This is a genomic window from Burkholderia theae (assembly GCF_048565265.1).
Taxonomy (GTDB): domain Bacteria; phylum Pseudomonadota; class Gammaproteobacteria; order Burkholderiales; family Burkholderiaceae; genus Burkholderia; species Burkholderia theae.
Window position 1 is genome coordinate 1905148 of sequence record NZ_CP183462.1, and the last position, 15026, is coordinate 1920173.

General features: G+C 66.2%; 15 protein-coding genes. 9 read left to right on the top strand and 6 right to left on the bottom strand.

Annotated features, from left to right (window positions below):
- Nucleotides 1–17: 17 nt before the first annotated feature.
- Nucleotides 18–494 (bottom strand): anthranilate 1,2-dioxygenase small subunit AndAd, encoded by a 477-nt coding sequence (gene andAd, locus ACN22W_RS26045; protein ID WP_048250146.1) that lies wholly within the window; start codon nt 492–494, stop codon nt 18–20.
- Between the two features lie 14 nt (nt 495–508).
- Nucleotides 509–1780: an anthranilate 1,2-dioxygenase large subunit AndAc gene (andAc, locus tag ACN22W_RS26050; protein ID WP_193101063.1), complete on the bottom strand. Its 1272-nt coding sequence runs from the start codon at nt 1778–1780 to the stop codon at nt 509–511.
- A gap of 211 nt (nt 1781–1991) precedes the next feature.
- Between andAc and andR the strand changes: the two genes are divergently transcribed.
- Nucleotides 1992–2951: an anthranilate 1,2-dioxygenase regulatory protein AndR gene (andR, locus tag ACN22W_RS26055; RefSeq protein WP_129516792.1), complete on the top strand. Its 960-nt coding sequence runs from the start codon at nt 1992–1994 to the stop codon at nt 2949–2951.
- Between the two features lie 144 nt (nt 2952–3095).
- On the opposite strand, the gene ACN22W_RS26060 is transcribed toward andR, so the two are convergent.
- Nucleotides 3096–3986: a LysR family transcriptional regulator gene (locus tag ACN22W_RS26060; protein WP_048250143.1), complete on the bottom strand. Its 891-nt coding sequence runs from the start codon at nt 3984–3986 to the stop codon at nt 3096–3098.
- A 91-nt stretch (nt 3987–4077) separates the two neighbouring features.
- Here ACN22W_RS26060 and ACN22W_RS26065 point away from each other — a divergent pair, with 91 nt between their 5' ends.
- From ACN22W_RS26065 to catC, 3 genes are read left to right on the top strand one after another with little or no spacing between them, the layout of a single operon-like run.
- Entirely contained in the window at nt 4078–5211 is a 1134-nt protein-coding gene (locus tag ACN22W_RS26065; protein WP_419687602.1) for a muconate/chloromuconate family cycloisomerase, read from the top strand.
- Nucleotides 5212–5243: 32 nt separating this feature from the next.
- Nucleotides 5244–6146 carry a catechol 1,2-dioxygenase gene (gene catA, locus ACN22W_RS26070; RefSeq protein WP_419687604.1) on the top strand — a complete coding sequence of 301 codons (903 nt, stop codon included), beginning with the start codon at nt 5244–5246 and terminating at the stop codon, nt 6144–6146.
- Nucleotides 6147–6189: 43 nt separating this feature from the next.
- Nucleotides 6190–6480, top strand: coding sequence for a muconolactone Delta-isomerase (gene catC / locus ACN22W_RS26075; RefSeq protein WP_419687605.1), 291 nt, complete (start codon nt 6190–6192; stop codon nt 6478–6480).
- A 152-nt stretch (nt 6481–6632) separates the two neighbouring features.
- On the opposite strand, the gene ACN22W_RS26080 is transcribed toward catC, so the two are convergent.
- Together ACN22W_RS26080 and ACN22W_RS26085 are read right to left on the bottom strand one after the other, a co-directional pair.
- Complete coding sequence (locus ACN22W_RS26080) at nt 6633–7817, bottom strand: hypothetical protein (RefSeq protein WP_343490469.1); 1185 nt, start codon at nt 7815–7817, stop codon at nt 6633–6635.
- Nucleotides 7818–7992: 175 nt separating this feature from the next.
- Nucleotides 7993–8778, bottom strand: coding sequence for an NAD(P)H-dependent oxidoreductase (locus tag ACN22W_RS26085; RefSeq protein ID WP_419687606.1), 786 nt, complete (start codon nt 8776–8778; stop codon nt 7993–7995).
- 86 nt (nt 8779–8864) lie between these two features.
- On the opposite strand from ACN22W_RS26085, the gene ACN22W_RS26090 reads away from it, so the two are divergent.
- Both ACN22W_RS26090 and ACN22W_RS26095 read left to right on the top strand, forming a co-directional pair.
- Nucleotides 8865–9758, top strand: a complete 894-nt coding sequence (locus ACN22W_RS26090; protein WP_419687607.1) for a LysR family transcriptional regulator — start codon at nt 8865–8867, stop codon at nt 9756–9758.
- 220 nt (nt 9759–9978) lie between these two features.
- Complete coding sequence (locus tag ACN22W_RS26095; RefSeq protein ID WP_048250136.1) at nt 9979–10389, top strand: DUF2471 family protein; 411 nt, start codon at nt 9979–9981, stop codon at nt 10387–10389.
- A 112-nt stretch (nt 10390–10501) separates the two neighbouring features.
- Here ACN22W_RS26095 and ACN22W_RS26100 read toward each other — a convergent pair whose 3' ends face one another.
- Nucleotides 10502–12535, bottom strand: a complete 2034-nt coding sequence (locus ACN22W_RS26100; RefSeq protein ID WP_419687608.1) for an FAD-dependent oxidoreductase — start codon at nt 12533–12535, stop codon at nt 10502–10504.
- A 76-nt stretch (nt 12536–12611) separates the two neighbouring features.
- On the opposite strand from ACN22W_RS26100, the gene ACN22W_RS26105 reads away from it, so the two are divergent.
- From ACN22W_RS26105 to ACN22W_RS26115, 3 genes are all read left to right on the top strand, one after another.
- On the top strand, nt 12612–13721 hold the full coding sequence (locus tag ACN22W_RS26105) for an AraC family transcriptional regulator ligand-binding domain-containing protein (RefSeq protein WP_419687610.1): 1110 nt from the start codon (nt 12612–12614) through the stop codon (nt 13719–13721).
- Nucleotides 13722–13881: 160 nt separating this feature from the next.
- Complete coding sequence (locus ACN22W_RS26110) at nt 13882–14427, top strand: hypothetical protein (protein ID WP_419687611.1); 546 nt, start codon at nt 13882–13884, stop codon at nt 14425–14427.
- Complete coding sequence (locus tag ACN22W_RS26115) at nt 14424–15026, top strand: hypothetical protein (protein ID WP_419687612.1); 603 nt, start codon at nt 14424–14426, stop codon at nt 15024–15026. The genes ACN22W_RS26110 and ACN22W_RS26115 overlap by 4 nt, the downstream gene beginning before the upstream one ends.

Here is a 15026-nt window from a genome sequence, read left to right on the forward strand (position 1 = left end):
GTCGGTTCCTTGCTTCGTCAGATCGGGGTGGCGAGCAGCGTCTGCACGCGCGACGTGTCGTAGATCACCCGCTTGGTCTTGTAGCGCAGCCCGTCCGGCGTGCGCACGACCGTGTCGTAGTACTTGCCGGCCTGGTACACGTTCGATTCACCGTTGCTGCGCGTCTGCACGACGACGTAGTTGCTCTCGGTGTCGATCTCGCCGTCGCGTTCGGCGACGATCGTCAGGCCCGACGTCATGTGCCGGTACGTATGCTCTTCATAGATGTTCGCGTGCCGCAACGACACCACGCGGTCGCGCAGCATCCGCTGGTTCGTGCAGTGGACGATCCCGACCGGCAGCCCGAGGTCGGCGTTTTCCTTCGGCACGATTTCGTACAGGCAGTCCTCGGTGAACATCTCCGGCCACTGCTCGATCCGGTCGTTGTCGAGATGGCTGATGTAGCGGTTCTGCAGCATGTAAATCTCGAACCACGTCTTCATGTCTTCCGTCATTTCGCGCTCCCGCTTCAATAGCCCATCAGCTTCTGGTAGCCGACCCAGAACTTGCGGATCAGGCTTTCGGTGATCACCGTGTCCTGCTGGTCCGGATTGCCGCGCGACATCTCGATCACCGACGTCGCGTCGCCGTCGCGCACCGTGCCGCGCTGCACGAGCTCGGTCGCCTCCGTGTCTTCCATCGAGATGTAGCCGGCCGGCCCGACGAGGTTCGCCTGCTTGATGCGCAGCGCGCGCAGCTCGGGCGTGTCGTCCGCGTAGCCGAAGAAGTGGAAGATCAGCTCGAAGTTGTCCGGGCCCTTCGGCAGAATCTGGCGCGCGACCAGCGTGTTGTGGATCTGCTGGATCACGAGCTGCGGGAAGATCGGCTGGATATGGTTCGTGCAGTCCTCGTCGTATTCCGACACGAGATCGAGGATCGATTCGTCCTCGAGGTGGAAACCTTCGTCGAACGAGCGGATGTTCTGCTGCTTGTACGCGGCCGACGTGTCGTCGTTCGTCTTCGTCACCGTGATGATGCTGTGCAGCCCGTGGTTCGCGTCCGGAATCGAACGCGCCTTCATCCCGACGCGGAAGATGTTGAAGGTCGTATGGAACAGGTGCAGCATGCTCGCGTGATACGGATCCTTCACGTTCTCCATGTACAGCTTCCAGTTCGACTTCGAATACTGGCGCGTGCAGCCGAGATACTCGATCGGCTTGTGGAAGATCCGGTCGATCCACGGGCGCATCTGCTCGCCGAGATAGTCGGGCAGCGGCATCACTTCATCGCTGAAGGTCGCGAACACCAGCCCGTGATAACTGTCGACGCGCAGCTTGCGCAGCCCGTGCTGCTTCGGGTCGAAATCGGCAGGCATCCCCGACATGCCCTTCTGGCCGCGCCGGAACGGCACGCCGAGCAGGTTGCCCTGGTTGTCGAAGCTCCACTGGTGATAGACGCACGTGTGCGAGCTCGCGTTGCCGCGCGACTTGCGGCACACCTGCGCGCCGCGGTGCGCGCAACGGTTCACCCACGCGGACAGCGTGCCGTCCTCGGTGCGCGTGACGACCACCGGCGTGTCGCCGACGAACGTGCTCTTGAAGTCGCCGGCGTTCGGGATTTCCGCTTCCAGCGCGACGAAGTTCCACGTCGGCCCGCGGAAGATGCGTTCCTGCTCGCGCTCGTAGACCGCTTGCGAGCTGAACACCTTGTATGGCACGCGCGAGCCGTCGTCGTGCGGAAAGGTCACGTCGGATGCATCGCCGCGGGCGGCGAATACGACGGGCGATTCTGTCTGCTCCATGTCGGACTCCTTGTCGATCTGTTTCGTTGAATGCATGGAGCCCATTTTTGAAAAGCTAATATTCGCCGTCTATCCGGAAAGTGCGATTGCGGCGGTGCAATATCCACTTTCGGCGGATTTCTGAGCTAGCATGGCGGCACACACGATGCCGCGTCCGGTCGCGACCCATTCGTCGGATCGAAACGCGGCGTCCCCAATTAGGCTGATGCCCATGTCCCCAACGTCGTTCGAGCCGCTCGCGCTGCGCGCGCACCGGCTGTTCGAATCCCGCGATCTCGACGAGACGCGCGAGCGGATCTCGCGCGTGATGCAGCCGCATGCGCTGCTGCCGAACGGGCGCGTGCACGGTGCGTCGCACATGGATTTCGTCAAGCTCGGCGGGCTCGGGATCGGCACGATCGCGTTCGGCGACGCGATGCGCGTGCAGGTCGACGCGGTCGACGGTTATTACCTGCTGATGTTCTGCCTGTCCGGCCAGGCCGAGGTGCACGCGATGGGGCGGCAGCTCGGCGTTGACGGCCAGACCGGCGTGCTGTGCGCGCCCGGCGAACGCTTCGACGCGGTACTGTCGGCCGATTGCGAGCAGTTCGTGCTGCGCATCGATGCGGCAACCGTCGGCTCGCTGACCGGCGACCCGCGCGCGACGCTCGACCCCGTGCTGCATATCAGCGACGCCGCGCTCTCCGCGTGGCGTCAGCAGCTGATGCTCGTCGCCCGCTCCCCCGAACTGCTCGAACGCGCGAACGCGAATCCGCGCGTTGCGTCGCAGCTCGAGCATCTGCTGATCGACCTGCTGATCGAAGGCCATCCGCCGTCCGTGCTGCGCGCGTCGCACCGCGACCCGGCGCCGGGCTTCGTGCGGCGCGCGCAGGAGTTCGTGAACGCGCACTACGCGCAGCCGCTGCAGCTCGCCGATATCGTCCAGGCCGCCAACGTGCCCGAACGGACGCTGCGCGACGCGTTCCTGCAGTTCCGCGGGATGAGCCCGATGCAATACCTGCGCGCGACGCGGCTCGACCATGCGCGCGAGCTGCTGCGCGGCACGGCGTCCGACCGGCGGATCGCCGATGTCGCGCTCGATTGCGGGTTTACGCACCTCGGCCGGTTCGCGATCGCGTACCGGGAAAAGTTTGGCGAATCGCCGTCGGAGACGCTCGACGGGAAGCGTTAACGTCGTCAGGCTGGCGCACCCGGAAGCCTGACGGCTGGCCCTGAGACGGGAAGGAACAGCATCAGATCGCGCCGCCCTCTCCGAATTCGTCCGGGGACGCGGAAACAGACCGTTAGTTGCGATTCATGGCACCAACGACCGCCGTTACGCCCCCGGCACGATCATTTCCCGCGCAATCGCACAGAACGCGGCCGTCGCCGCGCTTTCGCCGTGCAGCCGGCGGCTCATGATGATCGGCGACGTCGCAGCCGGTTCCGGCAAGCGCCGGTAGACGACCCCCTTCACACGCACGCCCTCCACACTCTCCGGCACCAGCGACACGCCGACCTGCGCGGCCACGAGCCCGAGCGCCGTCTGCAATTCGCGCACCTCATGAACGGCGGCCGGCACCAGCGCGCCGTCGCGCAGCGCGGAGAGCTGCTGATCGGCGAAGCTCGGCCGCGGCGTGCTCGGATAGACGATCAGCGTCTCGTTCGCGATATCCGCGAGCGTCAGCGGCCGGGCCGGATCGGCGAGCGGATGCCCGACCGGCAGCGCCGCGATCAGCTTTTCCTCGATCAGCGCCTCGCGTACGACCTGGTCGTCATCGAAACGCAGGCGGCCGAACCCGACGTCGATCCGCCCGCCCTTCAGGGCGCCGAGCTGTTCGAGCGTGAACATTTCGATCAGCGACAGCTCGACGTCCGGCTGCGCCTCGCGAAACGCGCGGATCACGTCCGGAAGCGCGCCGTACAGCGTCGACGGCACGAAGCCGATCACGATCCGTTCCGACGACTGCGCGAGCCGCCGCGTCAGCGGGCCGAGTTCATCGGCCTGGTCGACGAGGCGCTTCGCCTGCGCATAAAACACGCGCCCTGCGTCCGTCAGCTTCAGCGGCCGCGCGCCGCGTTCGAACAGCGGCAGCCCGATCTCGTCCTCGATCGCCTGGAGCTGGCGGCTCAGCGGCGGCTGCGTCATGTGCAGCCGCTCGGCCGCCCGCGTGATGTTCATTTCCTCGGCGACGGCGATGAAGTAGCGGAGCTGACGCAATTCCATTTCATGCCTCAAAGGTATGGAAGTAGTCGGAAAGAGTGTTGGACGACGCGGGGCGGGAATTCCTACCATGTGCACCAACAGGAGGAATCGCATGATAGCAACTGCCGCCACCATCGAACGCATCGAGACGTTGCTCGTCGACGTGCCGACGATCAGGCCCCACAAATTGTCGGTCGCGACGATGAATTGCCAGACCCTCGTACTGGTCCGAATTCGATGCACGGACGGTATCGAAGGCGTCGGCGAGGCGACGACCATCGGCGGTCTCGCGTACGGCGAGGAGAGCCCCGAGAGCATCAAGGTCAACATCGACACCTACTTCGCGCCGCTGCTGCAGGGCATGGACGCGACGCGCCCGGGCGCCGCGATGGCGCGTGCGCGCAAGCTGTTCCAGGGCAACCGCTTCGCGAAGTGCGCGATCGAAACCGCGCTGTTCGACGCGCAGGCGCGTCGTCTCGGCGTGCCGCTGTCCGAACTGTTTGGCGGCCGCCGGACCGATGCGGTCGATGTCGCATGGACGCTCGCGAGCGGCGACACGCAGCGCGACATCGCGGAAGCCGAAGCGATGCTCGACGCACGCCGCCATCGCGCATTCAAGCTGAAGATCGGCTCGAACGCGGTTGCCGACGACGTCGCGCACGTGATCGCGATCAAGCGCGCGCTCGGCGAGCGCGGCGACGTGCGCGTCGACGTGAACCAGGCATGGAGCGAAACCGATGCGATCTGGGCCGGCGCGCGGTTCGCGGAAGCCGGCGTGAGCCTCGTCGAGCAGCCGATCGCCGCGACCAACCGCGCGGGACTGAAACGTCTCACGCAACTCGCGCAGGTGCCGATCATGGCCGACGAGGCGCTGCATGGCCCGGTCGATGCATTCGCGCTCGCGCAGGAACGCGCGGCCGACGTGTTCGCGGTGAAGATCGCGCAATCGGGCGGCCTGCAGGGCGCGGCGAGCGTCGCGTCGATCGCGTCGGCAGCCGGCATCGAACTGTACGGCGGCACGATGCTCGAAGGCGCGGCCGGCACGATGGCATCCGCGCAACTGTTCAGCACGTTCGACTCGCTGAAATGGGGCACCGAGCTGTTCGGCCCGTTGCTGCTCACCGAGGAAATCCTCGTCGAGCCGCTGCGTTACCAGGATTTCAAGCTGCACCTGCCGGCGACGCCCGGCCTCGGCATCACCTTCGACTGGGCCCGCATCGAACGGATGCGACGCGACGCCCGCTGATCCCCACACGACAACCGAAACCGGAGACACAGATGAACAAGCAAGCCATCGACGCACTGCTGAAAACCTTCGACGACGCCGCCGAGAAACCCGGCAACCCGCGCGTGCGCGCGATCGTCAACCGGATCGTGAAGGACATCTGCTACACGATCGAGGATTTCGACGTGCAGCCGAGCGAGTTCTGGACGGCGCTCAACTACCTGAACGAAGCCGGCCGCGAATTCGGGCTGATCGCCGCGGGCCTCGGCCTCGAGCGCTTCCTCGACGTGCGGATGGACGAGGCCGAGGAGAAGGCCGGCATCCAGGGCGGCACGCCGCGCACGATCGAAGGGCCGCTGTATGTCGCGGGTGCGCCGGAGTCGGTCGGCCATGCGCGCCTCGACGACGGCAACGACCCGGGCCAGACGCTCATCATGCGCGGCCAGGTGCTCGGCAACGACGGCGCGCCGATCGCGAACGCGCTCGTCGAGGTGTGGCACGCGAACCATCTCGGCAACTACTCGTACTTCGATCAATCGCAGCCCGCGTTCAACCTGCGCCGCTCGATCCGCACCGATGCCGAAGGCCGCTACAGCTTCCGCAGCGTGCTGCCGGTCGGCTACAGCGTGCCGCCGGGCAGCAAGACCGAGCAGCTGCTCGACCAGCTCGGCCGCCACGGCCATCGTCCCGCGCACATTCACTTCTTCGTTTCGGCGGACGGTTATCGTAAGCTGACGACGCAGATCAACATCGAAGGCGATCCGCACATCTGGGACGACTTCGCATTCGCGACGCGCGAAGGGCTGATCCCGAAGATCAAGCAGGCCGAAGGCGCGGAAGGCAAGCCGTATGGTGTCGACGGGCAGTTTGCGCTGATCGACTTCGATTTCTCGCTGCTCAAGGAAAAGCAGGACGTGCCGGCGAGCGAAGTCGAGCGGGCCCGCGCACAGGCCTGAGCGGCCTCCCCGTTCGACGAATCGATAACGCAAGGAGTGCAGGATGCTGTTTCATGTGGAAATGACGGTCCGTCTGCCGGCGGACATGGATCCGGTCAAGGCGGCGACGCTGAAGGCGGAAGAGAAGGCGATGTGCCAGCGGCTGATGAACGAAGGGACCTGGCGGCATCTGTGGCGGATCGCAGGGCAGTATGCGAACGTCAGCATTTTCGATGTCGAGAGCGTGCAGCAGTTGCATGACCTGCTGAGTCAGCTGCCGCTGTTTCCGTATATGGAGCTCGAGGTGCGGGCACTGTGCCGGCATCCGTCGTCGGTTCGGGAAGACGATCGCTGAGCGAGGGGTCGACGAGGCTGCCGCCAGGCGGCCTCGGCCACCGAAGACACGGGCGGCCTGCGATTGCATCGCGGGTCGCCCGTTTCACATCGTCATCCGCAGCGTCGGATCGTGCCGCGCACGCACACACGCGCCCGGCCGTTGCCGAGATGTTACTTCTGCGCATCCAGTTTGTCGGCGACGTCGTCGCCGTACACCTTCGCGACACGTCGTGCGACGATCGCCTGCATCAGCGTCTTGTCGAAATCGTCGGCGGTCTTCCAACCGCTGCCGTCCTTGACGAACGTGAAATCACCCTTCAACTGCAGCATCGACGACGCGCCGATCGCACCGAGCAGCCTGTCGCGATAGTCGATCAGCAGCGGACACGATACATGGTCGCCGTCGAGCTGCTTGCAATCGGCGGCCGGCATGACGCCCAGCACGCTGCTCGTCAGCGTCGTCGGCTCGTCATCGCCCGGCATCGGCTTGCCATAGCTCGGCGAGCGCTCCGACACGCTCTTGTCGAGTTGCGCGACACCCGCCATGAACGCGGTGCCGATCACGTCGCGACCGAGCGGTGCGCCGAGTTTCGGATTGAGGCCCTGTGCGCTGTAGCGAGCCGTCACGTATTCGGAAGGGAACGTCTGCACGACGAAGGTGCTCTTGTCCTTGTCGTCCTGCCGGACCACGTAACCGAGCGTCGTATGCTCGTCGGCGACACTCAGGTCCGCCAGGCAGCCGCGCGAGCGATTGGCCTCGTCGTAGCCAACTTCCCGGTGGTTGCTGACGCGCGGAAAGGTCGTACTGCCCTGGTCCAGCATCTGCATCGGGTTCTTGCGCATCATGTCCATGCGCGCGTCGAACATCAGCGAGGACAGCGTCTTGACCGTGCTCGACGCGCCGCACGCGGGTGTCGACGCGGGCCACAGCAGGTAGGCGCCCACCGCCAGCGCAACGGCCAGGCCGCCGACGCCGATCAGCGCCTGTTTCCGCTTCTGCTCGCGCTGGATCGATGCGACCGTTTCGGTCAGACGCTGTTCGAAGCGCGGCGGATCGATCTCCTCCAGCAATTTCATCAGGATGAGTTTCGCGCGAACGTCCGCGAAACGGCCGTCGAGCAGTTCCTGCGTCGCCTTCGTCTCCGCCTCGGATGTCGTGTAGCCCTCGGCGATCAGCCAGTCGAGCAGCGTGCGCGCGGAATCGGTGTCGGGCAGCTCGGCCGGTGCGTCCTTCAGTCGCTGCGTGACGCGCGCCGCCTGTTCCTCCGTGACATAACCGCCGGCTTCGAGTGCAATCAGCAGGCTGGCGCGATCGTCGTCGGTCGATTCCGGGGGGCCCGCTTGTTCGAAAGACATGATTGTTGTTCTCCGTCGAGACCGATTCGCTGCGCGGGCACGCAGCCTCGCACCGCCCATTACGCAGACGAATCGCGTCGATCTCCGGAAACTACTTGAATCGGCCGCACGTGTCGATATGCTCGTGCCGCGCTTTAGCGCGGCCGGTCATCTCATTCATGCTTGCCGCGCACGATCAGCGCACGTGCGCGAGATGCGCCGCGAACCCCGCCTTCCCCGGCGCGATCTCGTCCTTCAGCGTCAGCGCCGGAATCTCGTAGTCGCCCGCGTTCTGCCGCCGGAACGGAATCGGCTGCGTGGTCCACAGATCGTCGAGACGCGTGCCAAGCGCCGCGCGCGTTTCCTCGAAGCGCGCTTCGTTCATCTTCCCCGTCCGGTAGATCACAAACGGCGGCAACACGTCGAAACCCGGGTAATACAGCATCCCGTGCTGGATCGGGAACAGCACGTCGTCGATCGGCCCGTTGATGCCGCGTGGGCTGTAGTGCGACTCCCACCCGCCTGCCGTGACGATCACCATCGCCCGCTTGCCGGCCAGCGACCCTTCGCCGTAGCGGTTGCCCCAGCGCGTGTCCGAATGCTCGCCGACACCATAGGCAAAGCCGTACGCATACACGCGCTCGACCCAGCCCTTCATGATCGCCGGCATCGAGAACCACCACAGCGGAAACTGCAGGATCACCGCGTCGGCCCACTTCAGCTTGTCCTGCTCGCGCGCGATGTCCTCGCGCTGCGTGCCGGTCGCGAACGCATGCTTCGAGTCGAGCGACGGATTGAAGCGCGCACCGGCCTCGCGATCGGTCACGTCGTTTGCGTCGAATGCCGCCTTCCAGTTCATTGCATACAGGTCGGTCACCTGCACCGTGTGGCCGGCCGCTTCGAGATGCGCGACAGCGAAGTCGCGCAGCGCGCCGTTCAGCGAACGCGGTTCGGGATGGGCATAAACGATCAGCACATTCATGTTCGTCACTCCGTTGATTGAATGACTGCAGGATGCGGCCGTCGAAGGTATATTTGAAATGAATTCCTGATATTCCAGGTATAACCATGAATAATCTCAGACGGCTCGATCTGAACCTGCTCGTCACGCTGGACGTGCTGCTCGCCGAACACAACGTCACGCGCGCGGCCGAGAAGCTGAACCTGTCGCAGCCGTCGGTCAGCGTGCAGTTGCAGAAACTGCGCGACCTGTTCGGCGATCCGCTGCTGTTGCCGGGGCCGCGCGGGATGCGGCCGACCGCGCGTGCGGAAGCGCTGCGCGAGCCGGTGCGGGACGCGCTGGAAGCCGTCGAACGCGCGGTGAGCCCCGCCACGCCGTTCGATCCCGCGACCGCGACGAACACGTGGCGCGTGGCCGCGACCGACTACGGCGAATCGACGATCGTGCTGCCGGCGCTGAACACGCTGCGGTCGGCCGCCCCCGGCACGCGGCTGGCCGTCGTCGAGCTCGTGCCGCCGCGCATCGAGCAGGACGCGGAGCGCAACGGCATCGACCTCGCATTCCATACGACCGAGGGTTCGCCGGCCGGCATGCGGCGCCTGCCGCTGTTCGCCGAGCGTTACGTGCTCATCGGCCGCAACGATCATCCGAAGCTGAAGCGGCGCCCCACGCTCGCGCAGTTCGGCACGTTCGAACACGTGATCGTGTCGCCCGACGGCGGCGGCTTCTTCGGCGTGACGGACGAAGCGCTCGCGAAAGTCGGCGCCACGCGGCGCGTCGTGCTGTCCGTGCCGCATTTCCTGTTCGTGATGTCGGCCGTTGCCAGCACCGATCTCGTCGCGATGCTGCCCGAGCGGCTGGTGCGCGACGTGCCCGCGCTGCGTGTGGTGGAAGCGCCGGTCGAGGTGCCCGGCTATGAAATGTCGATGCTGTGGCACGAACGCGTGCATCGCGATCCGGCGCATCGGTGGCTGCGGGAGACGATTGCGGCATCGGTATAAGCCAACGACGGCGGCCGGATTCTGCACGGCGGGGAACGGCGTGCCGGACGGCGCGCGATTGCCGGTTTCGGTCGCCTTCGCCGGGGCCGCCCGGCTCTGCTGCAAGATTCTTCATTCGGGACTTGAAACCGCCTCGAACACTGTATATATTTACAGTGCTTTTGCACCATTTGACCCGAATTCCGTCACCCATCGACGGACGGATTTTTGTGAGGCGACCATGTTCCAGTCATCCGCATTCGATCCCGAGCAACCCGGTTTCAACCCGATCCACTTCGAGCGCGCCGCGCGGCAGGCGGTCGTCGATCTTCAACGCGTCGTCGGCGCCCCCGCGCAGCGGGCGCTCGGCCTGAAGCGGCGCAGCCATCCGGCCGCGGTCCGCACGATGAGCTGGCAGGCGCTGTTGAATGTCGAAGAGCTTGCGTTCTCGAACCCCGGTTTCCTGAACCGCAACGATCCGACCGTCGTTGATGCATTCATCCGGCTGCGCGACAGCCGAATGGTCGCGGCGGACATCGAGGAAGCCGTCGACTGGAAGCGCGACGACGACGATCTGCCTGCCGTCTATCTGATCGTCAAGGCGATGCTCGAAGCGGAAGAGACAGAGGCACAGCGCGTCGAGATGGAATGACCGCGGCGGGCGGCGCGGCCTTCCGGTCAGGCCGCGCCGGCGCAAGCGCCGAATCCTGGGACAGCGCATGCCATCGCGGCTACGCGCCGCGCGCCATCGAGCAATCGTGCTATCAGAGCCGCGCGGCGAGCCGCGAACCCTGATCGATCGCGCGCTTCGCATCGAGTTCGGCGGCCAGTTCCGCGCCGCCGATCAGGTGCACCGAGCGCCCGGCCGCCTGCAGCGGCGCGAGCAGCGCGCGCTGCGGCTCCTGCCCCGTGCAGAGCACGATCGTATCGGCTTCGATCAGTTCATGATCGGTGCGCTGCTCGCCGTACGACACGTGCAGTCCGCGCGCATCGATCCGCTCGTAGTTCACGCCGCCGATCATCTTTACCTGCTTCATCTTCAGCGTCGCGCGGTGGATCCAGCCGGTCGTCTTGCCAAGCCCCTTGCCGAGCGGCGCGGCCTTGCGCTGCAGCAGCGTCACTTCACGTGCGGGCGCCGCAACCTGCGCACGCGTCACGCCGCCGCGCGTCGCGGCCGGGTCGGTCACGCCCCACTCGGCCTTCCATTCTTCCAGGTCGAGCGCCGGCGACTCGCCATCCTGCACCAGATACTCGGCGACATCGAAGCCGATCCCGCCCGCACCGACCACCGCGACCCGCCGGCCGACCGGTTGCTTACCCGCGAGCACGTCGATATAGCTGAGCACGTTCGGCCCGTCCTGCCCGGGGATCTTCGGGTCGCGCGGCGCCACGCCGGTCGCGAGCACGATCTCGTCGTAGCCGCCCGCGATCAGGTCGCTCGCGTCGACGCGGCGGTTCAGGTGCAGGTTCACGCCGGTCAGCTCGACCTGGCGGCCGAAGTAGCGCAACGCTTCATGAAACTCTTCTTTGCCCGGCACCTGCTTCGCCATGTTGAACTGGCCGCCGATCTCGGCTGCGCCGTCGAACAGGTCGACCTGATGGCCGCGCTGCGCGAGCACGGTCGAACACGCGAGCCCGGCCGGCCCCGCGCCGACCACCGCGATGCGCTTCGGCTGCTGCGCGGGCGCATAGTTCAGTTCCGTCTCGTGGCACGCGCGCGGATTCAACAGGCACGACGCGATCTTGTTCTTGAACGCATGATCGAGACACGCCTGATTGCAGCCGATGCAGGTGTTGATCTCGTCGGCGCGGCCCTGCGCGGCCTTGACGACGAACTCGGCATCCGCGAGCAGCGGGCGCGCCATCGACACCATGTCCGCGCAGCCGTCCGCGAGAATCTGCTCGGCCACCTCGGGCCGGTTGATCCGGTTGGTCGTCACGAGCGGAATGCCGACCTCGCCCTTCATCTTTTTCGTGACCCAGGCGAACGCGCCGCGCGGCACCGACGTCGCGATCGTCGGCACGCGTGCCTCGTGCCAGCCGATCCCCGTGTTGATGATGGTCGCGCCCGCGCGCTCGACGGCCTTCGCGAGCTGCACGGTCTCGTTCCAGTCGCTGCCGTCCGGAATCAGGTCGAGCATCGACAGCCGGTAGATCAGGATGAAATCGCGGCCGACCGCTTCGCGCGTGCGCTCGATGATCTCGATCGGCAGCCGGATGCGGTTCTCGTACGACCCGCCCCACTGGTCGGTGCGCTTGTTCGTATGCATCGAGATGAACTGGTTGATCAGGTAACCCTCGGAGCCCATGATCTCGACGCCGTCGTAGCCGGCTTCGCGCGCGAGCTGCGCGCAGCGGACGAACGCGCGAATCTGCCGCTCGACACCGCGCGCGCTCAGTTCGTGCGGCGCGAACGGCGAGATCGGCGACTTGATCTTCGACGGCGCGACCGCGAACGGGTGATAACCGTAACGGCCCGTATGCAGGATCTGCAGCGCGATCTTGCCGTCGTCGGCATGCACGGCATCGGTGATCACGCGATGCCGCCGCGCGGCGCCCGACGTCATCAGCGTGCCGCCGAACGGCTTGGTCCAGCCGGCCACGTTCGGCGCGAAGCCGCCCGTCACGATCAGGCCAACGCCGCCGCGCGCGCGTTCGGCGAAATATTCGGCGAGCCGCGGCAGCGTCTTGCGGCTGTCCTCGAGGCCCGTGTGCATCGAGCCCATCAGCACGCGGTTCTTCAGCGTCGTGAAGCCGAGATCGAGCGGCGCGAGCAGGTGGGGAAAGGTTGTCGTCATGATGATCGTGCCTGATAAGCGATGCCTGCCATCGTAGGCGCGCGCCGCCTTGAACGTGAGGGGGCAAACAGCCATAATGCTTGTCATTTCCGGCCAAAACGACATGACCTCCCCCCTCGCCAAGGACCGCCTCGGGCTGCGCCGGCCGACGATTCCGGTCGCCTACACGCGCCTGCTGCTGCAGGCGCTGGCCGCGCGCGGCGTCGACCTGGCCGCGGTGCGCGCCGGCACGGGCCTGCGCGACGCGGTGCTGGCCGAACCGGACGCGCGCGTCGCGCCTTCGCAATGGGGGCGGCTCGTGCTGAACGCGATCGAGATCGGCGGCGATCCGGGCATCGGGCTCGCGTTCGGGCTGTTGCTGAAGCCGACCGTGCACGGCTTTCTCGGCTACGCGACGCTGACCGCGCGGGACATCCGCGAAGCGCTGTCGGTCACGCAACGCTACTTCCGGATGCGCAACCGTCAATATCGCCTGACCTACGCGGAGGACGAACGCGGCGCGACGCTCGAACTGCACGGCGTGCAGGCCAGCCCCGTGCTGCAGCATCACGTGATGTTCGAATTCGTGCTGACGGGGCTCGCGCAGAACATCTCGCAATGGGCCGGGCGCGCGTCGCCGCCGATCGCGCTGCGGTTCGTGTGGCCGGAGCCCGCGTATTTCGCGCGCTATCGCGACCAGTTGCCGCTGGTCGAATTCGGCTGCGCGGCGAACGCGCTGTGGATCGCGCGGGAGGTGCTCGACTGGCCGCTGCCGCTCGCCGATGAAGTCGCGCACCGACAGGCGCTCGTGCAGGTCGAGCGCGAATATGCGCAGGTGCGCCAGGAGGAAGGCGATCTGGTCGAGCGCGTGCGCGCGGAGCTGGCGCGCCGGGCCGGCGATTACCCCGGGCCGGAAACGCTCGCCGACGCGCTGCTCGTCTCGACGCGCACGCTGCGGCGGCGGCTGGAGGAAGCCGGTTCGAGCTACCGGCAATTGCTCGACGAAGCGCGGTTTCGCGACGCGAAGCAGCTGCTCGCCGCGTCGGATCTCGACCTGAAGACGATCGCCGAGCGGCTGCAATTCACCGACCCGGCGAATTTCACGCGCGCGTTCCGGCGCTGGGCCGGGCAGACGCCGAGCGCGTATCGGGAAGCGGCGGCGGGCGTGACTGTGTCGACGTCGACCCAAGCACCGGTGAGCGAATAACGCTGGAACATCTGCGGCCCGGTGCGGCGGCCCGGGAGCGTCAGCATCACACGCCGGGCAACCCGTCGCCCCGCAATACCGGACGATCCGCCGAAAGCGTTGGCGTATGATGGGCGCCACATCAAAACGACGCTGCGCGAACCGGCGCCCGCTCCGACCCATGCCCAATCGCACCACCCTGATCGAGGCCACGATCGACCGTGTCGATACCAACCTCATCCGAGTCAAGGCCGATGTCAGGAACGCCCCGTCATACCGCGTGACGATGCAGAACGTCTGCTACTTCGTCACGGCCAACGACGTCGACGAGGACGCGTTCAAGCAGATCGAACAACTGAAGCCCGGCATGCCGGTGCGCGCGTGCACATTCGAGCATCGCGGCCGTCGCCGGATCGCGTGGATCAGGAGCGACAAGCTGGCGATCGCGCCCTACGACGTGGTCGCGCAAACGCGGCGGAACCTGTCGCTTCTAGCCTGGGCGTCGTGCCTGCTCGTGCTGAGCTTTGGGCTCGCTGCCGCGGCACTTCATTCGGGCTGGGCGTTCGTCTCGGCACTGGCCACTTTCGCGGGCATCGTGACGCTGATGGGCACCCTGCTCGCCATCGCCGGCTTGTCCGACCTGATCTTCCAGCCGCAGCGACGCGAAGCCCAGCAGAGCTGGCCCGGCGCACCGTCCGGTTTCGACGTGGAGCGGAGCCGCCCATGACGAACCACGCGATGCAGACCGTCTCGGGCCGCGTGACGGCAATCGGCCAGCAATCGATCGAGACGAAGGTCTGGAGCAACAACCTCGGCTGGACCACGCAAAGCATCGAGGAAATCACGCTTCACCTCGATTCGCTCGCGTCTCCGCTCATGTTCAGGACCAACGGGACGACGCGCCTGTTCATCGCCAACGGCGATCGATTGAACATCGCCTGTGTCGACGGCCAGGATCGCCAGATCGTCTACGGCATCCGCAACATGACCGACGGTTCGGCTTATTTGCTGCGCCCCGCCAAAGTCGCCAGCGCCCGGGCCGACGTCACCGTCGTGCTCGGCTGCGTGGTCGCCGCCGCCGTGGTCAGCGGGATCGTATCCGTGGTGACGCTCAGCACGGAATCGATGTTCGACGTGTTCGCGCTGATCAGCGCGTGTGCAATCGGATTGGGCGTGCTGAGTGCGGTCTTGCGCATCCTGTTCGGCGTGATCCTGTGGCCCGAAATCAGAAGACTGGCGCAGCCGGGCGGCAAACGCGAAATGAACGCGGCAACGACGGCACTCTCGTTCACGCCGGAAGAAACCCGGCACGTGCGCATCATCTGA